This window comes from Cronbergia sp. UHCC 0137, from assembly GCF_034932285.1.
GTDB lineage: Bacteria > Cyanobacteriota > Cyanobacteriia > Cyanobacteriales > Nostocaceae > Cronbergia.
Map to the genome: position 1 here is coordinate 45,973 of NZ_JAYGHC010000017.1, position 23,003 is coordinate 68,975.

27 protein-coding genes and 1 pseudogene are annotated in these 23,003 nt (G+C 39.2%); 20 read left to right on the forward strand and 8 right to left on the reverse strand.

Annotated features, from left to right (window positions below):
- Positions 1-66 precede the first annotated feature (66 nt).
- Together VB711_RS10655 and argH are read left to right on the forward strand one after the other, a co-directional pair.
- A complete protein-coding gene (locus VB711_RS10655; RefSeq protein ID WP_323285931.1) occupies positions 67-273 on the forward strand; it encodes a hypothetical protein in 207 nt (68 codons plus the stop codon).
- Positions 274-360: 87 nt separating this feature from the next.
- Positions 361-1,752 carry an argininosuccinate lyase gene (gene argH, locus VB711_RS10660; RefSeq protein ID WP_323285932.1) on the forward strand — a complete coding sequence of 464 codons (1,392 nt, stop codon included), beginning with the start codon at positions 361-363 and terminating at the stop codon, positions 1,750-1,752.
- A gap of 187 nt (positions 1,753-1,939) precedes the next feature.
- Here argH and VB711_RS10665 read toward each other — a convergent pair whose 3' ends face one another.
- Positions 1,940-2,110 carry a hypothetical protein gene (locus tag VB711_RS10665; RefSeq protein WP_323285933.1) on the reverse strand — a complete coding sequence of 57 codons (171 nt, stop codon included), beginning with the start codon at positions 2,108-2,110 and terminating at the stop codon, positions 1,940-1,942.
- 717 nt (positions 2,111-2,827) lie between these two features.
- Between VB711_RS10665 and VB711_RS10670 the strand changes: the two genes are divergently transcribed.
- From VB711_RS10670 to VB711_RS10685, 4 genes are all read left to right on the forward strand, one after another.
- On the forward strand, positions 2,828-3,322 hold the full coding sequence (locus tag VB711_RS10670) for an NUDIX hydrolase (protein WP_323286007.1): 495 nt from the start codon (positions 2,828-2,830) through the stop codon (positions 3,320-3,322).
- 44 nt (positions 3,323-3,366) lie between these two features.
- Entirely contained in the window at positions 3,367-4,188 is an 822-nt protein-coding gene (locus VB711_RS10675; protein ID WP_323285934.1) for an alpha/beta hydrolase, read from the forward strand.
- Between the two features lie 196 nt (positions 4,189-4,384).
- The gene (locus VB711_RS10680) at positions 4,385-4,801 is read left to right on the forward strand and encodes a XisH family protein (RefSeq protein WP_323285935.1); all 417 of its coding nucleotides are present in this window, start codon (positions 4,385-4,387) and stop codon (positions 4,799-4,801) included.
- A complete protein-coding gene (locus VB711_RS10685) occupies positions 4,789-5,124 on the forward strand; it encodes a XisI protein (RefSeq protein ID WP_323285936.1) in 336 nt (111 codons plus the stop codon). The genes VB711_RS10680 and VB711_RS10685 overlap by 13 nt, the downstream gene beginning before the upstream one ends.
- Positions 5,125-5,147: 23 nt before the next feature.
- Here the strand turns inward: VB711_RS10685 and VB711_RS10690 are convergent, their stop codons facing one another.
- Positions 5,148-5,942 carry a pantothenate kinase gene (locus tag VB711_RS10690; protein ID WP_323285937.1) on the reverse strand — a complete coding sequence of 265 codons (795 nt, stop codon included), beginning with the start codon at positions 5,940-5,942 and terminating at the stop codon, positions 5,148-5,150.
- 109 nt (positions 5,943-6,051) lie between these two features.
- Between VB711_RS10690 and VB711_RS10695 the strand changes: the two genes are divergently transcribed.
- Positions 6,052-7,800 carry a diflavin flavoprotein gene (locus tag VB711_RS10695; RefSeq protein WP_323285938.1) on the forward strand — a complete coding sequence of 583 codons (1,749 nt, stop codon included), beginning with the start codon at positions 6,052-6,054 and terminating at the stop codon, positions 7,798-7,800.
- Positions 7,801-8,105: 305 nt separating this feature from the next.
- On the opposite strand, the gene VB711_RS10700 is transcribed toward VB711_RS10695, so the two are convergent.
- Together VB711_RS10700 and VB711_RS10705 are read right to left on the reverse strand one after the other, a co-directional pair.
- Positions 8,106-8,822 carry a biotin/lipoate A/B protein ligase family protein gene (locus VB711_RS10700; RefSeq protein ID WP_323285939.1) on the reverse strand — a complete coding sequence of 239 codons (717 nt, stop codon included), beginning with the start codon at positions 8,820-8,822 and terminating at the stop codon, positions 8,106-8,108.
- Between the two features lie 139 nt (positions 8,823-8,961).
- Positions 8,962-9,414, reverse strand: coding sequence for a YbjN domain-containing protein (locus VB711_RS10705; protein ID WP_323285940.1), 453 nt, complete (start codon positions 9,412-9,414; stop codon positions 8,962-8,964).
- A gap of 248 nt (positions 9,415-9,662) precedes the next feature.
- Between VB711_RS10705 and VB711_RS10710 the strand changes: the two genes are divergently transcribed.
- Together VB711_RS10710 and patX are read left to right on the forward strand one after the other, a co-directional pair.
- On the forward strand, positions 9,663-11,408 hold the full coding sequence (locus tag VB711_RS10710) for an FAD-dependent oxidoreductase (protein WP_323285941.1): 1,746 nt from the start codon (positions 9,663-9,665) through the stop codon (positions 11,406-11,408).
- Positions 11,409-11,515: 107 nt separating this feature from the next.
- Positions 11,516-11,740, forward strand: coding sequence for a heterocyst-inhibiting protein PatX (gene patX, locus VB711_RS10715; protein ID WP_323285942.1), 225 nt, complete (start codon positions 11,516-11,518; stop codon positions 11,738-11,740).
- A gap of 500 nt (positions 11,741-12,240) precedes the next feature.
- Here the strand turns inward: patX and VB711_RS10720 are convergent, their stop codons facing one another.
- Positions 12,241-13,134, reverse strand: coding sequence for a serine protease (locus VB711_RS10720; RefSeq protein ID WP_323285943.1), 894 nt, complete (start codon positions 13,132-13,134; stop codon positions 12,241-12,243).
- Between the two features lie 355 nt (positions 13,135-13,489).
- On the opposite strand from VB711_RS10720, the gene VB711_RS10725 reads away from it, so the two are divergent.
- Positions 13,490-13,690, forward strand: a complete 201-nt coding sequence (locus tag VB711_RS10725) for a hypothetical protein (protein ID WP_323285945.1) — start codon at positions 13,490-13,492, stop codon at positions 13,688-13,690.
- A gap of 149 nt (positions 13,691-13,839) precedes the next feature.
- Here the strand turns inward: VB711_RS10725 and glnA are convergent, their stop codons facing one another.
- Positions 13,840-15,273, reverse strand: a complete 1,434-nt coding sequence (gene glnA, locus VB711_RS10730; RefSeq protein ID WP_323285948.1) for a type I glutamate--ammonia ligase — start codon at positions 15,271-15,273, stop codon at positions 13,840-13,842.
- A 364-nt stretch (positions 15,274-15,637) separates the two neighbouring features.
- Here glnA and apcB point away from each other — a divergent pair, with 364 nt between their 5' ends.
- From apcB to VB711_RS10755, 5 genes and pseudogenes are all read left to right on the forward strand, one after another.
- Positions 15,638-16,147, forward strand: coding sequence for an allophycocyanin subunit beta (gene apcB, locus VB711_RS10735; RefSeq protein WP_323285949.1), 510 nt, complete (start codon positions 15,638-15,640; stop codon positions 16,145-16,147).
- A 495-nt stretch (positions 16,148-16,642) separates the two neighbouring features.
- A pseudogene (locus VB711_RS10740) lies at positions 16,643-16,708 on the forward strand (hypothetical protein); the annotation flags it as partial.
- A gap of 3 nt (positions 16,709-16,711) precedes the next feature.
- Entirely contained in the window at positions 16,712-16,879 is a 168-nt protein-coding gene (locus VB711_RS10745) for a hypothetical protein (protein ID WP_323286008.1), read from the forward strand.
- 54 nt (positions 16,880-16,933) lie between these two features.
- Positions 16,934-17,368 carry a DUF29 family protein gene (locus tag VB711_RS10750; RefSeq protein ID WP_323285950.1) on the forward strand — a complete coding sequence of 145 codons (435 nt, stop codon included), beginning with the start codon at positions 16,934-16,936 and terminating at the stop codon, positions 17,366-17,368.
- Entirely contained in the window at positions 17,369-18,187 is an 819-nt protein-coding gene (locus VB711_RS10755; protein WP_323285952.1) for a TlyA family RNA methyltransferase, read from the forward strand. It begins immediately after the preceding gene.
- Positions 18,188-18,213: 26 nt separating this feature from the next.
- Here the strand turns inward: VB711_RS10755 and VB711_RS10760 are convergent, their stop codons facing one another.
- Positions 18,214-18,492: a hypothetical protein gene (locus VB711_RS10760; protein ID WP_323285953.1), complete on the reverse strand. Its 279-nt coding sequence runs from the start codon at positions 18,490-18,492 to the stop codon at positions 18,214-18,216.
- 832 nt (positions 18,493-19,324) lie between these two features.
- On the opposite strand from VB711_RS10760, the gene VB711_RS10765 reads away from it, so the two are divergent.
- The 5 genes from VB711_RS10765 (at position 19,325) to VB711_RS10785 (ending at position 22,201) form a co-directional block, all read left to right on the forward strand.
- Positions 19,325-19,489, forward strand: a complete 165-nt coding sequence (locus VB711_RS10765) for a hypothetical protein (RefSeq protein ID WP_323285954.1) — start codon at positions 19,325-19,327, stop codon at positions 19,487-19,489.
- A gap of 3 nt (positions 19,490-19,492) precedes the next feature.
- Positions 19,493-20,173: a hypothetical protein gene (locus VB711_RS10770; protein ID WP_323285955.1), complete on the forward strand. Its 681-nt coding sequence runs from the start codon at positions 19,493-19,495 to the stop codon at positions 20,171-20,173.
- A gap of 299 nt (positions 20,174-20,472) precedes the next feature.
- A complete protein-coding gene (locus VB711_RS10775) occupies positions 20,473-20,925 on the forward strand; it encodes a phosphate-starvation-inducible PsiE family protein (RefSeq protein WP_323285957.1) in 453 nt (150 codons plus the stop codon).
- Positions 20,926-21,471: 546 nt separating this feature from the next.
- Positions 21,472-21,828 (forward strand): hypothetical protein, encoded by a 357-nt coding sequence (locus tag VB711_RS10780; RefSeq protein ID WP_323285958.1) that lies wholly within the window; start codon positions 21,472-21,474, stop codon positions 21,826-21,828.
- 142 nt (positions 21,829-21,970) lie between these two features.
- Positions 21,971-22,201 carry a DUF6737 family protein gene (locus VB711_RS10785; RefSeq protein WP_323285960.1) on the forward strand — a complete coding sequence of 77 codons (231 nt, stop codon included), beginning with the start codon at positions 21,971-21,973 and terminating at the stop codon, positions 22,199-22,201.
- Positions 22,202-22,227: 26 nt separating this feature from the next.
- On the opposite strand, the gene VB711_RS10790 is transcribed toward VB711_RS10785, so the two are convergent.
- Positions 22,228-22,824: a thioredoxin family protein gene (locus VB711_RS10790; protein ID WP_323285961.1), complete on the reverse strand. Its 597-nt coding sequence runs from the start codon at positions 22,822-22,824 to the stop codon at positions 22,228-22,230.
- Positions 22,825-23,003: the final 179 nt, after the last annotated feature.

Consider the following 23,003-nt stretch of genomic DNA (forward strand, 5'->3'; position numbering starts at 1 on the left):
GGACTCCGGTTAAATACTGGGTATGATAAGGGCAACTTGACCTATTCCCCAAATCTTTGATAAATTATGAATTACCTTAATGATGCCATCTCTCAGTTAGTTTGGCATTTACCTGTCAATGCCATCACCTTTGCTCAAAGCGTTAGCGACCCTGATCTTTTGGGTCAAATGCAAAAAAGTTGGAATCACTTTGTCCTCACAGGACAAATTTGGGCTTTATTTATTGGTGTAGTTATTGGTTATATGTTACGGACTTTAACAAGTTTCGGTTAAATTGATGGAGAAGGAGTTCAGAATTTTTCAGACATTTTAATTGAAGCACCATTTCTGAACTCCTAAGTCTAACTCTTTACTCTTTTTATGACCGCAAAACAAACTTGGAGTCAACGATTTGAATCAGCCTTACATCCAGCGATCGCTCGCTTTAATGCTAGTATCAGTTTTGATATCGAATTAATAGAGTACGACATCACTGGCTCTCAAGCTCATGCTAAAATGCTGGCACACACCGGCATTATTTCCCCCTCAGAAGGTGAGCAACTAATCACCGGTTTAGAACAAGTCCGTCAAGAATACCGTCAAGGAAACTTTAAACCCGGTATTGATGCCGAAGATGTCCACTTTGCTGTCGAGAAACGACTCACAGAAATTGTCGGTGATGTGGGCAAAAAGTTACATACTGCCCGTTCTCGTAACGATCAAGTAGGAACTGATACTAGACTCTACCTGCGCGACCAAATCCACCAAATTCGCCAAAATTTACGGGAATTCCAAACAGTCTTACTGGATATCGCTGAACAGCACGTTGAAACCTTAATTCCTGGTTATACCCACCTCCAACGGGCCCAACCAGTTAGTCTAGCCCACCATCTCCTAGCATACTTTCAAATGGCGCAACGGGACTGGGAACGGTTAGCAGATGTTTATCGTCGCGTGAATATTTCTCCCCTGGGTTGCGGTGCTTTAGCCGGGACTACCTTTCCCATTGATCGCCACTATACAGCCGACCTATTGACTTTTGATAGTGTTTATGCTAACAGCTTAGATGGTGTGAGCGATCGCGATTTTGCAGTAGAATTTCTCTGTGCAGCAAGTCTGATCATGGTTCACCTCAGCCGTCTCTCAGAAGAAGTGATCCTCTGGTCATCAGAAGAATTTCGTTTCGTCACCCTCAAAGATAGCTGTGCCACAGGTTCTAGCATCATGCCCCAAAAGAAAAACCCCGACGTACCAGAATTAGTGAGGGGAAAAACCGGCCGCGTCTTTGGGCATCTCCAAGCCATGTTAGTAATTATGAAAGGACTACCCCTAGCATACAACAAGGACTTACAAGAAGACAAAGAAGGGATATTTGACAGCGTTAACACAGTTAAAGCCTGTCTAGAAGCAATGTCAATTTTGCTACAAGAAGGATTAGAATTTCGTACCCAACGCCTACAAGCTGCCGTAGCCGAAGACTTTTCCAACGCCACCGATGTCGCCGATTATCTAGCCGCGCGGGGTGTACCATTTCGAGAAGCTTACAATCTCGTTGGTAAAGTCGTAAAAACCAGTATTGCCGCAGGTAAACTACTCAAAGACTTGCAGTTAGAAGAGTGGCAACAAATACATCCAGCCTTTGCAGAAGATATTTATCAAGCAATATCTCCGCGTCAAGTAGTTGCAGCCCGTAACAGCTACGGAGGAACTGGCTTTACTCAAGTCAAGCAAGCCCTAATTACCGCCCGTACCCAAATCAGTGGTGAATCCTGATTACTAACTCCTGAGTGCTGAGTGCTGACTCCTGAGTGAGAATACCACTTATGGCTGGCTTCTTGCCCGTCCCAGTTTCTTTCTTTTGCTCAGTAATCAGCACTGACAACCCAGAATCAAAAAACAGTATACTATTGTACACCTTAGATATTAAAAGACTCGAAAGACAAAGATCTAAACAGACAAATCAATCAACATCAGCTGCTGTTGTTGCTGCTCCTTCTTCTTCTTCACTCTTAGGCGGTCTTTGCTGGAATCTTCTTTGCATTCTTCCTGTAGTAGTCCGTTTACGAAACTTTCTGGCGTAAGCCTGGTTTCGTAGCGCCTTTTCTTTTTTCGGGTTACGGCGCTTGGCCATATTCACCTCATGAATAAACAACAAAAAATGAGCATCTAGGCAATATTTAGCTACCGATGTTATTGATATACTTTTAGCCTAGTTATAGCAATTTACATTGAACAGCATACAATTATAACCTAATAAAATATTGTTTGTCAAGCTAAATTAATCATTATTCCTCAAATACTGAGAAAAAAGTCTTTTGGTTAGGGCTAGGAGTCAGGAGTCAGGAGTCAGAATTAGAAGAAGATAAGAATAGTCTTGAATCTAGTCAAGTATACTTCTCAAGGTCACAATTTGAGGTTTTACCTAAAGGGCATATCTTTCAAAGATGCAAAAACGCAAATTATGAACTTCTTGAGTATACAAGTTGTGTAAGTTGTAGGGTGCGTCAGACGGCATAGATCCTGCAAATAAATAGATTGTTAATACCTGACGCACCATATTGATATACCAGTTGTGTAAGTCCTGTTAATGTAAAATGCTGAGGAGATAGATCCGGCACTTTTCAAAAAAGTCGAGGATTACGGTATTATATTTATTTTGACCCACCTACTTAAAAAACTAGAATCTCCATAAAAATGTCCTGAATTGACATAATTAGCTTAGTATGGATTATTGCTGATATTCAAGCTACCACAGAAATTGGAGCTTTTTAAAACTCAATTAATAATCTCTTCCTTGAGTTGATTTGGTCTTTAGAAAACCATAAATTACCAAGTAGAAAATTGAAGACTGAAAAATTTTGCTTTTTTTACACCAGTGATGCAGTCAATACATAGCTTATGGCGCTTTGCACAAACAGTATTGGGTATCATCTTCCGTCACCCTATTACTGGTACAAGTGTGATTCCGATTTTACCTGATGGTCGGATTGTTTTAATTCGACGTACTGATAATGGTCGCTGGGCTTTGCCTGGTGGTATGGTAGACTGGGGAGAAGATGTTCCTAGTACAGTGCGGAGAGAGTTGATGGAAGAAACCGGACTAGAAGTAACTAATATCCGGCGATTAGTCGGAGTTTATTCTTCACCAGAACGTGATCCTCGCATTCACTCAATTTGTATCGTTGTTGAAGCTGACGTACAGGGAGAAATGACAATTCCAGATGCTTTAGAAGTGATGGAAATTCAAGCGTTTGCTCCTAACAGCTTACCCAAGGCAGATATGTCTCATGACCACACCCAGCAATTACAAGATTACTTAAATGGACTAACAACACTGGCATAGAAAAACAAAAATTAGTAGGTATTGTTTACATTGACTGTAAAATAATGAATACATTATTTCGTAACTCCAGGAGAAAAGGTACTCAAGGGTTATTATTTTGGCGGGAGGTTGGTAAAGGAACTCCAGTAGTTTTTTTACATGGTGCTTGGAATGATAGCAGTGAATGGGTATCTGTAATGGAATCACTTGCTGAATATTGCCATTGTTTTGCAATAGATTTATTAGGTTTTGGTGAATCAGAAAATCCTAAAATTCATCACTCGGTTGATTTGCAAGTCGAATGTTTAGCGGATTTTTTAAAAGCGTTAAAATTGGAAAAAGTTTATTTAGTAGGACATTCTCTTGGCGGTTGGATTGGGGCAAGTTATAGTTTAAAATATCCTGAACAAATATCTGGTTTAGTTTTGTTAGCGCCAGAAGGTGTAGAAGTAGAAGGACAAAAAGAATATTGGCAAAAAGGGCGACGTTTATTTAATTGTCTACCACCAATAACTAAATTTTTTCAGTTACTAAGTCCTCTAATTAAATCTTTTAGGTTGAATGATAAAATTAGAGATGATTTACAGTTAAGAAAAAAGTTTTTACAATATCCTACAGCCTCTAATTTACTTTTTAATCGTCAGCAGCCAGAAATTGAGGCAGAATTATTGCAAAAACGATTGTATTCTCTAAAAGTTCCTTGTTTAATTTTACAAGGTGGACAAGATATATCAATAGCGAAAGCTAGAAGTAATACTTATGCTCAACATATCCCTAATGTTGAATTAAAAATAATAGCGCATGGAGAAAACAATTTACCAGAATCCTGTACTGGAGTTGTCGCTGAAGCTATTCTTGATTTTATTAATTTATATTCAGTAGACTAATACCAATTTCATCGTTCTGTACAGAATGGTGACAATGAAGAGTAATAAATAATTCATTTTGATCATACTAAAAATGGTTGAGACATCGACTTTTACAAAATTACGAAAAACCGAGATTTGTAAGGGTTTAGCAATACTCAACCCTTACCCACATAATCCAATAATTAAGCCGTGTTAAGTGATATATCAAAACATCATGCCAGCCAAAGACATTTTCCACAACACAGTCAAAATAGGATTACAAAAAGCAGGATGGGAAATTACAAATGATCCTTTGTACTTAGATTTTAGTGGAGTAGAAATTTATATTGACTTAGCGGCTGAAAAATTAATTGCGGCTGAAAGAGAAGGTGAAAAAATTGCGGTTGAAGTCAAGAGTTTTGTTAGCAGTTCCGCCATTTCTGAATTTCACAAAGCTTTAGGTCAATTTATCAACTATCGAACTGCCATAAGCCAAAAAGAACCAGAACGCATAATGTATTTAGCTGTTCCCAATATAACCTACGAAACATTTTTTAAATTAGAGTTAATTCAACTGGTTATCAAAACTCAAAACATCAAATTGATTATTTATAATCCAAATAAAGAGGAGATAGAACAATGGATAAACTAAGTAAATATCGTGAAATTGTTAAAAATATCATTAAAGAATACGCTGGTGAGAATTACAGACGAAATGATGTTGAGCGCGAATTAATTTTTGATACAGAACATGATCATTACCAAATCGTTAATGTTGGTTGGGAAAAGGATCATCGTGTTTATGGTTGTATCCTACATTTTGATATCAAACAAGGTAAAATCTGGCTGCAATACAATGGTACAGAAGTTGATTTTGCTGAAGAATTGGTCAAGAAAGGAGTACCAAATCAAGATATTGTCATTGGTTTTCATTCTCCATTTATGCGCCAGTTTACAGAATATGCTGTAAATTAATTCGATGAATTAAAGTTGGATAATTACATACTCACTTCACAAGGAAAATTCATATCTGTGATAACTTTTTCAATTCCCCAGAAAATCAGGTTTTGTTCTACTATCAAATGCTTTGCTATTTCTGGAAATTGGGTTTGAAGATGGGTCTTTAATAAGGTACGATCGCCCCCTGTGATTACTATCTTACTTTCTGGAAATAAAGTCAACCAATCTGCACTAAAATCTTTAATTCCTGCTAAAATTGTGTAAATTATCCCGCTTTGGATTGACTCTGGTGTATTCAAGGCAAAACGTCGCGGTAAATTCGTAATCGTGTTGGTTTTTAATAATGGTAACTGTCCGGTTTTTTGCCCTAAACTGCTAAATTGTAAACCTAAACCTGGTAAAATAGCTCCACCAACTAAACATTGATTAGCATCCGCACCCGTAAACGTCATAGCTGTTCCCGCGTCAATGACTAAAATGGGAAATCCTAAAGTTTTACCCGCACCCCACACAGCCAAAGCGCGATCGCTCCCCAATGTGGTATACTTTTGTTTGAGTGGAATTTGGTCTAAAGTAATTAAATGCACCTTGGGGTAAATTGTCCATAGCGCTGTTTGGGTGGGAACGACGGAAGCCAAAACCAGTTTTGAGGGAATTTCTGCAACTGAGTCAGGAAAATCAGCCGGTATTTGGCATTTAATGATCTGTTCTATGAGATAATCGGGTAAATGATCAGTATCCCAGGTTAATTGCAGCGTTTTTCCGTGAAATAATCCCCAATGTAGACGAGAATTACCAATCATTAAGGCTAACCAAGCGTTGTTTGCGTTCACACTTTTATTTTTCTGAAGTCAATGATAGGTTTTTTAATAAAACTTAATATTAAAGCTGTGCCACAATAAAGATCAAGGCATAAATACTCATTTTGTCAAGGAGGGGGTTATGGTATTGCTCACCGATCAAACTCAAGGAACAGTAAAGTTAAACAGCGTAAAAAGACTAACTATAAATACTGTAGAAATTGCTGAAGATACGACAGCTATTCGTTCTTTAGATTGGGATCGCGATCGCTTTGATATTGAGTTTGGCTTGCAAAATGGCACAACCTACAACTCGTTCCTCATCCGTGGTGAGCAAATAGCCCTCGTTGACACTTCCCATGAAAAGTTTCGACAGTTGTATTTTGATACATTAACAGGATTAATCAATCCCCTGGAAATCAATTATCTGATCATTAGTCATACTGAGCCTGACCATAGCGGGTTGGTTAAAGATTTGCTCTCTAAGAACCCAGAAATTACTGTAGTTGGTTCAAAAGTCGCAATTCAGTTTTTAGAAGATCTAGTACACCAAGCATTTAAACGGCAAATTGTCAAGAATGGCGATCGCTTAAATTTAGGAAATGGTCACGAAATAGAATTTGTGATTGCCCCTAATTTACACTGGCCAGACACCATTTTCAGCTTTGACCACAAAACCCAAACCCTGTTCACCTGCGATGCTTTTGGCGCTCACTACTGCTCAGATAGCACCTTTGACGACGATTTAGCCGCCATTGAAGCAGACTTCCATTATTATTATGACTGCTTGATGGGTCCCAATGCCCGTTCTGTATTATCTGCCTTAAAGAGGATGGCAGAATTACCGAAAATTAAAATGGTCGCCACCGGTCACGGACCCCTACTTTATCACAACGTCGAAGAATTAATTGGACGTTATCGCAGTTGGAGTCAAGGACAAACCAAAGCCGAAACCGCAGTGGGGCTGTTTTATGTGGGTGGTTATGGATATAGCGATCGCTTAGTGCAAGCCATAGCCAATGGTATCACTAAAACAGGTGTGGCGGTGGAATTAGTTGATTTAGCCGCAGGACAAGAACTACAAGAACTGCGGGAACTCGTAGGACGTTGTGCCGGTTTAGTCGTAGGAATGCCCCCAACCTCTGCTAATCCTACCATTCAAGCCGCCCTCAGCACCGTTTTAGGATCTGCCAAAGAAAAACAGACAATTGGCATCTTTGAAACCGGTGGAGGAAACGACGAACCAACCTACCCTCTATTAAATCAATTCCGGGCTTTAGGGTTGAATGTAGCTTTTCCCGTGATTGAGATTCGGGAAACACCGACAGAAAACACCTACAAAAAATGTGAAGAAGCCGGAACAGACTTAGGACAATGGGTAAGCCGCGATCGCAGTATCAAAGCCATGAAATCTCTTGGTGCGGATTTAGACAAAGCCCTGGGAAGAATTAGCGGCGGATTGTACATTATTACCGCCAAAAAAGGCGACGTATCCAGCGCCATGTTAGCGTCTTGGGTGAGTCAAGCCAGTTTTAAACCATTGGGATTTTCCATCGCCGTAGCCAAAGATCGGGCGATTGAGTCATTAATGCAAGTAGGCGATCGCTTTGTTCTCAATGTACTAGAAGAGGACAACTATCAAAAATTGATGAAACATTTCTTAAAAAGATTTGCCCCCGGTGCAGATCGATTTGAAGGAGTCAAAACCCAACCAGCGCAAAACGGTACACCCATTCTCACCGAAGCCTTAGCCTACATGGAATGTGAAGTAATGAGCCGAATGGATTGCGGAGATCACTGGGCAGTCTACAGCACCGTCTACGCAGGAAGAGTATCCAACCCAGAAGCACTTACAGCCGTTCACCACCGCAAAGTCGGGAATCATTATTAAAAAGAGGGAAAAGATTTCCCCCAAATCCAATTCCTGTCCCCCCTCCTCGCTTGCCTACCGTGTACACACAAGTCTTATCAAGATTAAATCGGCGGTTAGAAACCGCAACTACACAGGCAAAACCCACCTCCGTGGGTTAAAAATAAGTAGTTTTTCTTCAGTCCACGCAGGTGGACTTTGTTTGTGTAGCCGTGATTTCTAATCGCCAGGGCTTGTTTTGGGTAATCAGATCACTTGTGTGTACACCGTAGCCTCGCTTGCGGGGAGGGGGCTAGGGGGTGGGGTGTTAGTTTTCACCAAAAATTTCAGATTATTTCTTCCCATTCAGAGTCAGATAGGGGTTGAATGTCTAACTGGATATTGAAACATTCACAAGCTGAGTTAATTAAGGCATCTATGATTGCTTGTTGGTCTAAATTTTTGATTAACTCGACTGGGATAATAGAATCTTTACCAAATACCAGTTTGAATAAATCTGGATCTGGCTTTAACTGAATAGAACCGTGTTGTAAAACTGCTTCACCTTGCCGCAGTTGGGCGCTACCAATGAGTTTGCTACCATTAGCCAAAACTAAATCTGCACCAGTAGCAGTACCAAAACAGTTAGGATTGCGGATATAGTCTCGCCCAGCTTGACCATAGTGTAAGTTTACATTGAGCGATCGCCATCCTTGAATTAAAAACTCACAAATTTGACCATATACCTGTAAACGACTCCCCACAAGTCCAGATGTAACCACAGCATAGCTTAAATCACCTTGATGTAATACTGCCCTACCACCAGTAGGACGACGCACTAGATCTAACTTTTGACCTTGCCAAGTTAAATTTTGCCAAAATTCCGGGTATTGACGTTGGTGATAACCAAGAGAAATAGCGGGTGGCGACCAAGTATAAAACCGCAGACATGGGGGTTGTTTTCCCAACTGGTGTTGTCCTATCAACCATTTATCAATAGCCATTTGTACATTACCAGAAGTTTCTAGTAAAGGAATTAGTCGCCAAACCTGCTTACTGGACATTTAATGCCGCCAACTCCCATCTTTAATTTAAAATTACGTGTAAAGAAGGGGCGTATTGCAATACACCCCTACCCTTTTTATCCCTGCCTTATTCCACCGACAATTTTTAACGCCAACCTATTTACAGACACAATTAAGCTTAGGTTAGGCCAAACTCAGCTTGCAACAGTTCATCATTATTATCAGCAATAGTGGCAACAATGGTAATTATTCGAGAGACTTCGCTGGGTGACAACTCTGCTAAAGTACGGATGGAAATTACAACTACCTGATTTTCAATAATCCCAAATCGGGCTTCAAAGGTGCTAGTACAGCTTAACTCTAATAGATTTCGCATCAATTTAAGTTCATCTCTGGCCGGTAACTTCAACACCGAAGACCAAACTGTGATTGTATCTTCATTGCTAATACCAGTAAGTTGCACAAATACTTCTACGCTGCCATATTTAAACTTCCACAGATAACCCCCGTCGGCAGTTCGTTTAACCATTGCACTATTATCTTGATCTAAAGTGCTGATCACATTTTCAATCAGTTCTATATGATTTACGCCATTGCTTTCGTCAATCAGATTTTCTTGGTAGCTTGCCATATAAGTTTTTACCTCACTCAATACAGTCCCTGATTTAATGTACCCATAAATTATAGTTTCTAGGCATCCCTGGTAGGTAAGGTTAATTTTAGTGCCTGTGGGGGCAGGGAGCAGGGGGGAGGAGGGCAGGGGGGCAGGGGGAGAAGATTATCCAATCACCAATCACCAATTACCCATTACCCATTACCCATTACCAATCACCCAATGCCTGATATATATCTTTTACATCTTAATAGGTCATAAAAACAATGCTTACTCAAAAATATACAGCCGATGTTTTAGTTGTAGGTGGGGGAACAGGTGGGACGGCTGCGGCTATTCAAGCGGCACGTAGGGGAGCGAAAACGATTCTGGTGAGTGAATTTTGCTGGTTAGGGGGGATGTTGACCTCTGCGGGGGTTTCTGCGCCAGATGGTAATGAATTAGAGGCTTTTCAAACTGGGTTGTGGGGTGCGTTTTTACAGGAATTACGCCAACGTCAACCAGGGGGATTAGATCATAGTTGGGTGAGCTTTTTTAGTTATGAACCCCAAATCGGGGCAGAGATTTTCGCCGATTGGGTGCAAGAATTACCTAATCTCCATTGGATTCCGGGAAAAGTGCCTTTAGAGGTATTTTCTCAAGGAGATTGTGTTACTGGTGTGCGCTTTGCTGATTTTACGGTCACTGCCAAAATTATTCTTGATGGTACAGAATTAGGCGATTTATTAGCTTTAGCTTCCATACCTTGCCGTTGGGGTTGGGAATGGCATTCACAATGGAGAGAACCTAGCGCCCCAGAGTTTCCTAATTCTCTGACCGAAAGGTATCCAGTTCAAGCACCGACTGGGGTAGTGGTGATGCAAGATTTTGGAGAAGTTATTGCCCCAGAGATTACCCCTGCACCTAATTATGATTCTTCTTTGTTTGTGGGGGCTTGGGATGATTATAGCCCAGAGACATTTTTAAATTATGGTCGGTTGCCAGGGGGGAAGTTGATGATGAATTGGCCTATTTGTGGCAATGACTACGGTGAGGAAATTGGCCGTTTGCTAGAGTCGGAAGTAAGGAGACATGAGTTTGTTCAAGAATGTTTCTGGCATAGTCAAAACTTTGCCCATTTTATTCAAACTCAGTTTGGTCGGCGTTATGGCTTGGCAGAAGGGGTTTTTCCTAGTCTTGCTCCAGGTTTCGCGCTCCATCCTTACTATCGGGAAAGTCGCCGTTTAGTGGGATTAAAGACCATCTGTGAACAGGATATTTTGCCGATGACTGGGGGTAGAGTTGCGTCTTTATTTGAAGATGCGATCGCTATTGGTAATTATGCCAATGACCACCATTATCCAGGATTTAAGTTTTTTCTGCAACCTAAATCTATTCGCTGGGGGGGACGCTGGACGGGTACTCCGTTTACTATTCCCTACGGTTGTTTGATTCCTGCCACTACAGATGGGTTGCTGGTTTGTGAAAAAAATATTTCTGTATCTCACATTGCTAATGGTGCTACTCGACTCCAACCTGTTGTCATGGGTATTGGTCAAGCGGCAGGTATGGCTGCGGCTCTCTGTGTGGAATTAAATTGTCAGCCCAGGGATTTATCTGTGAGGACGTTGCAAATAGCTTTATTAAACAGTGCGATCGCTCCTCCAGCTATTGTTCCTTTTTACAATTTACCACCTCACCACCCAGAATGGTCCCACTGGCAACTTCATTATTTGGAGCATCCAGAGCTTTATCCGGTTAGTGGTCATTGCCCTTGTTTAGGGGGTTATGAGGATAATTACTCTGATTCTCTAGGTTTTACGGGTGTTTTCCACCGGATTGAACCACAAAATTATAGATTTAAAATCACAGACCCAACTGAATTATCTAGCCTATCTTGGCAGTTGGTAACTGAGCGATCGCCCATTGACGAAACCCTACAATCTTTGAGTTCTGGACAAAAACTAACTATTCGGGGTCGCCCCAATTCATCTGGCAATTGGTTCATTGTTGAACATATCGACAATGTATAAAATTGATTTTTGTTCAGTCAAATACAATACTTTTTAGAAAATTTTCCGGATGGGACCCCAAAACTTCAGTAACAGTGAATTAGATAGTTCTAAAATAGACATCTACTATGCGTACTACATTTTCACTTTTAGTTTCTAGTCTCGTCTTAGGCTCCTTAGCTTTTAACTGCATTTCTGAGTTATCCTCTCTACTGACTAGCTCTAGTTCACAGGAGTTAGTTGCAAGTAGAACAAAAGTTGGGCCTACCCAACCCGAACAGCCACTTCCTCATCGGGGTAGTGGACGCAGAGAGTTCATGGAAGATGACGGAAATATTTATTCTGCTGCTTAATCACTAAAAACTTCTCCAGGAGGTTTTAAGTGTCAACAAAGGAATCAAATTACCGGATCAGCAAGTGTTTAGCATCCTTGGCACAACTTCTAGAACAGGGATATAGACAGTTCTACATGACTCATCAGCCTTGTCAAATTTCATCTTCTTTGACAGGGATTTATAGACAGTTAAAAGCACTACATGACTTATCAGCCCGGCGGAATTTCATCTTCTTTGACAGGGATATAGACAGTTAAAGCACTACATGACTTATCAGCCCGGAAAAATTTTATTTTCTCTGACAGGGATATAGACAGTTAAAGCACTACACAACTGTTGAGTATTTTCCTAAAAATATCCGGTAATGGCGTAAATCCTGACGTGTATTGGTGACTAGATCACTAATACACGCTTTAACATTCATAGTTCCTCTTTAAGAGGCAGAAAAGCAACTTTGCGCCTTTGCGTGAGCTTTTCCAGAATAATTTTGGCGACACCAAAGTATTTATGCAACAGGTCTATTGAGTAGCAAAATCTTCTTCCCAGCTTCTCACCTCAGACTTTGTGGGTTGAGTAGCTTTAAGATTTTCAATAGGGGAATTATCTTCTTTAAAAGTAACCTTTATTCCAGCTTGAAAAATTAACTTCTTGAATGTATTAATAGGAACTGCCGCGCTATAGCCAATTTTGATTTCTGTTTCTACTTCTGAAGTCCCATAGCGATCGCTCTGTCTATTAATTCTGATCACAGGATCACTCATACTGCTTCGCATTACGGCATTATAACTGATCGGATCACTATTGCCTTGTCCATGGATGCCTATGACACGACCACTAACATCAAACACTGGACCACCGCTGGTACCTCTTGCCATCACAGGATGATAACGCATCGTATAGCCTTGAGGTTTGCTCTCAAAACGACTAATAATTTGTCCTTTTCTAAACTCATATTCCCGTTCAGTATTGTCTTTAATTGACATTGGATAGCCAGAAATATACACATCTGTACCAATTACAGCCTGATCGGAATTGCTAATTGGTGCAACAGGATACTCCTTTGTACTTTCAAACTTAACAATTGCCAAATCAGGATCATTTTCAGTTTTCTGCAAATTTTGCAGCGAAATTATTCGATATTTGTTTTTGTTGCTAGTCCGAATACTGTATTTATTTTTTAAATTTCCCACTACATGACTCGCCGTTAATACAGTATAAATATTTCTATTTTTGCCAATAATTACTCCAGAACCGCCATAATTACTGTGTAATAAATTATCAATTCGCACTGTCGTCGGAATTGCAATTTGAGCTACTTCTTTGGCCGTTTTAGCAGATGCCGACTGGCTAATTACTATTGTTACTACTCCTATGGCCGCTAATAACCCAAAACGAGAAAAACTAAAAATCATCCTGAACTCCTGGAGGCAATATCTTATTTTTATGGCACGGTAACAGTTTTAAGTAGTCGGACACAATTAAATTCATTCGTTGAGAGAGGGAACAGAAAAACCAGTTGTGTAATTAATTCTGTCTCATTACTTATCTATACCTGAGCGATCGCTGAATTGTTAATTTTTGATTAACTTTTTCACTTAGTCACTAAAAGTACAGGATTCCTACCATCATTCTATGGGAGGATAAAAATATTAAGTTTTGTTAAAAATAGGCATTTTGTAGTTTACGTTACAGAATACTCTGTTAATATGAATATGTGAAGAGAAACAATTAATCGAATTATCACTAAAAAAAGAGGAGGACTGGGTTATGTCTATTCAAGAAAAATCTCGTGCGTTAATGGTACGTCAACATCAGCAAGTGAAGAATCGCCAACAATCCATGCTGATGCGTGCTGCACAGGAACTCGGTCTTCCCGAAGAAATATCCCACTATTGGAATCCCATTCAAGGGAAGATAGATTCCACAACTCAGGCGCTTTATAGTCGCAGTCATGCCGCAATGAGCTAATCCCATTTATTTATGAGAATGGGTTTATAGATGTAGAGAGGTTACATGAAACATCTCTACAGTATTTTTTTGAGTGCGCGTCTCAATTAATTTAGAAAAAAAGCCACCCTCCAGGGTGGCTAAAAAATTTACTAAATTACATATTGCAATTAGCAATCGTAATATAAGAAGAACTCATAAGGATGAGGACGCAATTGCATCTGCTTAACTTCGTTAGCAAGCTTGTAGTCAATCCAGTTTTGAATGAAATCTTCTGAGAACACACCTGTATCAGTTAAGAAAGCGTGATCATTTTCCAGTGCTTCCAAAGCCAATTCTAAAGAACCTGGAGTAGAAGGAATCTTAGCCAACTCTTCTGGAGAAAGTTCATAGATATTTTTATCTAAGGGTTCACCAGGGTGGATTTTGTTCTTAATACCATCTAAACCAGCGCAAAGCATAGCAGCAAAGGCTAGGTAGGGGTTAGAAGTGGCATCTGGACAACGGAATTCTAACCGCTTGGCCTTGGGATTATTACCAGAAAGAGGAATCCGCACAGAAGCAGAACGATTTCCTTGGGAATAAGCCAAGTTTACAGGAGCTTCATAACCAGGTACGAGGCGTTTGTAAGAGTTGGTAGTGGGGTTGGTAATTGCCAATAGTGCGGGTGCGTGTTTGAGAATACCACCAATGTAGTAAAGTCCCATTTCACTCATACCAGCATACTTATCACCAGCAAATAAGGGTTGACCACCTTTCCAAATAGATTGGTGACAGTGCATACCTGAACCGTTATCACCAAAAATTGGTTTTGGCATAAAGGTAACGGTTTTGTTGTATTTTCTAGCTACGTTCTTGATCACATATTTGTAGGTCATCAACCAGTCAGCAGCTTCGATTAACTTACCAAAGCGGAAACCTAGTTCACATTGACCACCGGTAGCAACCTCGTGGTGTTGCTTTTCAATGGGTACACCGCAAGCTGCCATTGTTAACAGCATTTCTGTACGCATATCTTGGAAGCTATCCGTTGGTGGAACGGGGAAATAACCTTCTTTGAAGCGTGTTTTGTAACCCAGGTTAGGACTATCCGGTTCACCCTTTTCACCCTTTCTACCAGTATTCCAACGACCTTCGACGGAATCAACGTAGTAGTAACCAGAGTTAGCAGTTTGGTCGTAGCGAACATCATCAAAGATGAAAAATTCAGCTTCAGGACCAAAGAAAGCTGTGTCACCAAGACCTGTAGAAGCCAGATACTCTACTGCTTTTTGGGCAATAACCCGTGGGCAACGGTTGTACCATTCACCTGTGCGGGGTTCTTTAATGCTACAAATAATACTTAGAGTTGGTTCTTTCATGAATGGGTCGATCCAAGCGGTGTTGGGATCTAGTACCATTGTCATGTCAGATTCTTCGATGCCTTTCCAACCCCGAATACTGGAACCATCGAAAGGGACACCATCAGAGAATGAACTTTCATCAATTTGGTTATGGAACACGGTCAAATGCTGCCAAGTTCCTGGTGTATCAATGAATTTCAGATCAATCATCTGAATGTTTTGGTCCCGAATCATCTTCAAGACTTCTTGTGGGGTTGTCATTTTTACTCCTTCTGTAGCCAATTTTCTAAAGTACAACCAAAGTATCTGTCAAAGTGTCCCCATCTTGCTGCGCTAATCCAAGTTGTGACACACCACCTGAAATATCGTAAATACTTGACTTAGGACATTTTTGTAGTTATTGTGACAGATCATCTGGATTACAGGTTATATTAACCTTTCTGATAATCTGCACAAAACAAAAAAGTTCATCTCAGAGGGGTCAACTTTAGCATAAAATCCGTAAGTAGTGGATGGATGGCTTTTGTGCTGAATCTATATTTAAATAGCACAAAAACTTACTGGTGCATGAATGCAGCCAAATTAATATCAAACCATAGATAGTTAATGATTGGGAGAAAAACAAATGCGTGATGCGGTAACAACTTTGATTAAGAATTATGACGTAGTTGGGCGTTATTTTGATCGGAATGCGATCGATAGTCTCAAGTCATATTTTGAAAGCGGTACAGCACGGGTACAAGCGGCAGCAGCGATTAATTCTAATGCAGCAGCTATTGTCAAGCAGGCCGGGGCAAAGTTATTTGAAGAATTGCCAGAATTGATTCGTCCTGGTGGTAATGCCTACACAACTCGTCGATTTGCGGCTTGTTTGCGAGATATGGACTATTACCTGCGCTATGCGACTTATGCGGTGGTAGCGGGCAATATGAATGTGTTGGATGAGCGTGTGCTACAAGGGTTACGGGAAACTTACAATTCTTTGGGTGTCCCCATTAGTCCTACAGTTCGCGGTGTGCAAATTATGAAGGATATTGTCAAAGCGCAAGTTGCGGCGGCTGGTATTGCTAATACCGCCTTTGTGGATGAGCCTTTTGACCATATTACCCGTGAATTGAGCGAGATTGATGTTTAATATCTAAATTTTGGCGATTAGAAACCGCAGCTACACAATTCAAGTCCGTTTGCGCGGACTCACTAGACACCGCACTTTGGCCTTTTTGTCAAGGTGCGTTTACTTTTTGTAATGTCAATACTATAGCCAAATTGAAAAAAGCAGTGATTCGTAGTTAAGGCACGCAACCCAACAAATGCGTTGGGTTTCCTTACGTCAACCCAACCTACACAGAAATAGCTATAGTATTGTAATGTAAAAAAGGATTTATTGACAGATAAAGGTACTTAGTCGTATAAGAGGGTGTTTGAAAAGATTTTCGTGTGGTATCTAACATCCGCATATCCCCCTAAATCCCCCTTTTTAAGCTACGGTGTACACACAAGTCTTGAAATCATACCTAACGCTTGGTTTTGCCACTCCAAATCCCAATTTTATAGAGAGATGGAGGTTTGAGTTTTGCAAAATATCAGGCATTTCAGTGGCTAAAAAACCTGAAACCTATGAGGCGACCACTTGTGTGTACACGGTAGGGGTCATAGCAGTTCGGTTAGGTCGGTAGCCTGGAGTGGAGATGGTCTGACCTTGGCTAGTGGTAGTGCTGATGAAACGGTGAAACTGTGGGATGTCCGGACTGGGGAATGTATTGCTACCTTTAACCATCAGTTATATGCAGGGTTGAAGATTCGGGGGGTGAAGGGGTTAAGTCGGGCGGAAATATTAACTTTGAAGGCGTTGGGGGCTGTGGAGTAGGATGACTGTACAATAAAACTATGAGTCATTGATTCAGTTGCTAGGTATTAAATTATGGAAGAAATCTTAACTCTCAAAAACCTACTCCTACAAGGTGATTTTCAAGGTGCATTAACTATAGTTGAAGAATTAGAAGAAATGAGCCGAAATGACATTATCAAGACAATTCGTAGTTATGCAGTAGTTTTATTGTTGCACTTGATTAAACAAAAAGCTGAAAATCGCACAACTCGTTCCTGGGAAGTCTCAATTCGGAATTCGGTTCTGGAAATTCAGCGTGAAAATAAGCGACGTAAAGCTGGAGGGTATTATCTGACAAAAGAGGAACTTTTAGAAACTTTAGAAGAAGCTTATTTAAATGCTATTGGTGAAGCTTCCCTAGAAGTAGAAGAAGGTCGTTATGAACCAAAAGAATTAGAAAAGCTGGTTAACCGAGAAGAAATTATCTATCATGCTTTAAATCTAATATTACCAGGAGAGTCAAGTTAATTGGTTAAACAAAGACTCGATACCCTATTAGTAGATTTGGGTTTATGTCCCTCCCGTCAGCAAGCACAACGGCTAATTCAGGCTGGGGAAGTGACGGTAAATCAACAGATGATTGATAAAGCCGGGGCTGAAGTTGATATCAAAGCCCAAATTCAAGTTAAAGAACGTCCTCCTTTTGTTTCTCGTGGTGGTGAAAAATTGGCTAAAGCCTTGGAACAATTTGCGATTTCTGTAGCTGGACGCATTTGTTTAGATGGGGGAATTTCTACGGGTGGTTTTACTGATTGCTTATTACAATCTGGTGCGATTCAAGTTTATGGAATTGATGTCGGTTATGGACAAGTTGATTGGAAGTTGCGAAATGATGAACGGGTAATTTTAAAAGAACGTACTAACTTACGTCAACTTCAACCAGAAGAATTATATTCTGAAAATGCAATATTTCCTGATTTGGTGGTTGTGGATGTTTCGTTTATTTCTTTAACTAAAATTTTACCTGCTGTGTGGCGTTTAAGTCAATTTCCTAGAGAAGCTGTTCTATTAGTTAAACCTCAGTTTGAAGTCGGAAAATCCCGTGTTGGAAAAAAGGGAGTAGTGCGTGACTCTGAAGATCACGCTGATGCAATTTTTCAAGTTTTAACAGCAGCTTTGGAGTTAGGATGGAAATATAAGGGTTTAACTTGGTCTCCTATAACTGGACCTGCGGGAAATATTGAATATCTTTTATGGTTGGAAATGGAAAGTGAAACAATACCACCAACTTTAGCAGCTATTCAAGAAATTACTAAAAAAGTAGTGCAGGAGTTTATGAAAAAGTGATGAGTAATCAATATTAATTCCCTACTTTAAGATTGGGTAGTAATCAAACTGGTAGTTTTAGTTGTACTATCCCAAACTATCCAATTAACCTTACCATCTACATCAATGACGTTGTTTGTGACTTTAAAATATAGTTTTTCTCCCGTTTTAAATTGTACAGCAAAATCAGCATTTTGGGCATAAATTACAATAAATCCGCGATCGCGTAAACAATACATTGCCCAATTTTTCAATGTTTGTTTATAGGGTTCGTGGGGAATTGGTGGGTTAGTAATTATTTTCTCAATTACTTTTAATGCTTCCATTTACTTTATTCCTCAGATTATCAATCAATTTTCGGACTTACGCACGGGATACGAAACATCAGGGTTTGAGATAGTTAGGTCAACCTCGCAATGATCAAAATACGTGAATCTTAGTCAATAAGTTGGATTATACCAAGATTAGTGATCTAGTAAGCCTAATCGAACAAAATCTCGAAAGTATTGAGTTTCCTTATGTCAAACCAATTTATCTCTAACTTCACAGTCTTGGAACTAAACCCATCATTGTTGGACTAACAGACTATTAGGGACAATACGGTTCAGTCTAAACAGTATTAGGACTTACGCACTGTACAAAATGCAGATGATATGTATAAACGAAATTGCCTAGTTTCAGGCTTTATTTTGTAGTCTGTAGGGTGCGTCAGACAGAATAATTTAGGCTAAAATCACTAACTTTCAGATTCTGACGCACCTGACTTCATCTAAATCAGTGCGGTGCGTCAGATCCAAAAAATCTGTTGTTTCCTAAATTATCGGGTCTGACGCACCCTACAATAGATAAAATCTATCATCCTTATGTAATAGATTTTGTCAATGCGTAACTACTAAGTATATATTTATTCAGTGCAAAACTTGATGAAATTTTCATTTGAACTTAATGATAGCTTTATTTTTCATGTGATAAGCTTGCTTGTATTGCCAAAAACTCAGCAAAAGTATCCTTCAAGCATCTACATTCAGTTTTTGGGACTTAGGTTAATTCTCGGTACGTGATGATATTGAGAAATAGCATAAAACAGGGAAATTCTCTAGATATATAGGCAAGTTGATGAAGATAGCTACTGTTATTTACTCTAGCTTCAGGTAAATAATGAGAACTTTTAACATCCTATCTTGGCTTGCTGTCTATCTCAAGGTCTACGCATGGGATATAAAACATCGGGGTTTGAAATTGCTATGTCAGTTTCGTAATGAAGGAAATATTCGAGAAATAGCAGCATTTAATTCACCTATTCAACATATTGAGGTTGATTGATTTATGGTTACAACTTTTAGAAAAACAGTTCGTGATATTGTCTTCACTAATAGACAATTAGCTAGACTTTACTACTTTGTTAGTTTTTCTCGTCCCGTTTTACCTCAATGGGTAGGAGCAGATTACTACCGCGAAAAGTCATCGTGGGAATTACAACCAGAACGTTGTCCATGTGATCTTGAATTTATTGAATATTTGCAGAAGATGAATATTCAGGATCAGACTATATTCCATTTTGGTACAGGCTCTCATCATATTCTAGGGCTAGAGAATCAGAAGTTAGAAAAGCCAAATGAAATTATTGGTATTACTGCTTCTGCTCCTGAACATCAAGAATATATTCGTTTGTCTCTTAAAGATCGTTTGCTTGCTAAATATTACAAGGTGATTTGTACGGATATCTTCACTCTAACAGATCGTTCTTTGCCTATGTTAGATGTGGTGTCACTCTTTCATTTAGGGGAATTTTATATGCCGGAAGATGCTCCTTTTGTGCATCATAATGAAGAATCTTTGATAGCTCTATTTTTGAGTAAGTTGAATCCTGGTGGGAAAATATTGTTTTACACAAAGTCAATTGGTTGGGGTAATGCTGAACCGATTATTAAGTCATTTGAGGCTCAAGGAAAAATACACAAAATTGAAGAATATAAGAATCTGTTGGTATATTCTCCAGGTTTTTAAATAGTTTGAATAATCACTTTTAATGGAATATAAAGGAAGTAATTATGTTATAGTTCTTCCTTTTTTTATTTTCTGGACTATTGTAGTCATTTGTGCTATGATCGGGTGCTACTATTAACACTTGATTCAGTGAGATACAAGAACCCCACCCCCAACCCCCTCCCCGCAAGCGAGGAGGGGGCTACAAATATCTCTGAAAAAGTAGATATGCTGTATAAAATACTTCTGGTGGGATACGCAAATTTAAGTTCGGTTGATGTCTATTTGTTTTTTGATCTACTTTAGACAGGGTGTGGTAAATGAAGAAATTAATCAAAAGCTTTAGAAGCTTAACAAGTGATGAGAAATTTAAGCATTTAATTGAAGTTGTAGAAGTGCTAGTTGCTAAACTGCTATCTCTGCTAATGATTTTAGTGATTTTTGCAGCGCTTGGAGATTTAGCAATATTTATAGTTAAGCAAATAATTTATCCAACCGAAAAAATTTTTGGTGAAACCCTATTTAGTATTTTTGGTTTATTTTTAAATGTTTTAATTGCTTTAGAGATTTTAGAAAATATCACTGGTTATTTAAAAAAGCACGTTTTACAAATTGAGTTGGTGATTGTTACTTCTTTAATTGCCATTGCTCGTAAAATTATTATTCTTGATTTGAAAGCAACTGAAGGTATACAAATTATTGGCCTTGGTATTGCTATTTTGTCTTTATCAATTAGTTATTTTATCATTCGGAGTAGTAATTATGAAAAATAATATCAAATTGGGATTTTTATATTATAGGACTTACGCACTGTATAAAATGCAGATGATATGTATGAAAGAAATTGCCTAGTTTCACACTTTTGTCATCCCATATTTAGTGCGGTGCGTCAGATAGAGGAAGTCTGTTAGATGCTCAATTATCGGGTCTGACGCACCCTACAAGAGATAAAATTGATAATGCTTATTTAATAGATTCTGTCAATGCGTAACTTATATATTATTAAGACAGATGTGGTGATTATTAATATATTATAAAGTTTGCCAAAAGTGCGATCGCTCATTTACTTAAAAATCAGTAAATCAAAAACAAACAATACTCAGTAAAAATCCTTGATTTATCGAAAAAATAATTATGGGTGGTCTAACCCCTGCTATAGTAATTATACATGGCACTACCTTACATTCTTTCGGAGGGATACGATAATGCTCAGGGGTAACTTAATCAAACAATTAACCTATTACCCTCTCATTGCTTCATTGCTGTTAATTTTAGTAGGATATTCGACTATTGATCGAAATGACAAAAAAGGTGTAGAGATGACTATAGCATCTTCACGCTCTCCATCTACTACAGTTAATGTTTCTCAAACTACCTATTCTATAGATGAAAAAAAAGCTCTTGATTTGGTCTGGAAGCTACCCCAAGTCAAACGCAAGGCCAGAGAAATTGAACGACTTTCTAGGGGAAGTATCCGTGTTGCTGCTGCTGTGGATAGTTTACCCACTTCTGAAGAACCTTACTATGTGGTAAGAGTCTTGGAAAATCACCCAGACAAAAGCACCAGCACTGTTTATTGGTTTCGTGTGTTAAGTTCTAATGGAGCAATTGAGGCTTTAGATTGGGTGAACAATAAATACATTTCATTAGAAAAATGGAATCCTGATGGCAGATAACGCCAATTTTGACTTTTAAATCCAAATTTTTGACTAAATATCCCAATTTGGTTGTGGTGTGTCAAGCTGGGATATAGTCTGGGAGGAATTAATAGATATTATTTTTCCCTACTGTCATCAAAAACTGTTTTAACTTAAATCAATGTCTGAACAAAAATCACTTAGTCCTTGGCAGTATAAGCCTTGGTGGTGTCAACCATGGTCGATAATGCTCACCAGTATAGTATTAATCGGTAGTAGCTGGTTAATTTTTAAAATCAATTGGCTAACTATCCTCGTAGCTATTCCAGTATTAACTTGGATGAGCTTTTTTTTGTTAATTTGGCCGCAATTAATGATTCGCTCTATGGTTAAAAACAAAGGGCTTGAGTAATATTAACCTGTTACCTCTTCCCTGTTTCAACTACCTTGATTTACTTGACTCCCATGGCTACGAGGGTCATCTTGACTACCTTCTATGGCTACGGGGGCAGAAAATGTGGAAACTTGCCCGATCGCTTGAGCATAAGGTAAAGTAGAACCTGTAACCAAGGCGGCTAGGTTGCCATCCATGACGCTACGAGGAAGATCCCCAATTGCTTGGGCTATGGTTTCTCCTTGCTGATTTAAAAATACAAAATGGGGGATTCCATCAATTCTATATTTGAGCAGTTCTGGCAACCATTTGTTATTATCTACGTTTAACATGACAAAATTTAATTTGTCAGCATACTGTTGTTTTAGCTGTGCTATGTCAGGAGCCATTTTTTGACAGACAGTACACCAGTCAGCATAAAACTCCACAAGTGAGGGTTTACCGTTAGTGACTGCTACTTCTAATGGTGTGGAAGCTTGATCTAGTTGAGCTAAAGAAACTGAATTGGACTCTGCTCGTAGTCCTAAAAATAGAGTAACACCCAAAGCGATCGCGACAATGGCAATTACAAAGTTTCTCACCCGCTTGCCAAGTGTAGATCCAGGATCGAGTTTACCATTAACAGGGCTATCTGTACTCATAAGTTATTAAAATTTATTATGCAGGTTCATGATCTAGTGTATCTGGTTGCGGTGAGGAGTTTCTGATAGAGATAATAGGAAGTGAAGGTTTAATTTTCACCAAACGTCTATACTAAACACGGCTTAATTATTTGATTCTGTGGGTAGGGGTTTAGCAGTGCTCATTGGTGTCAACTTAA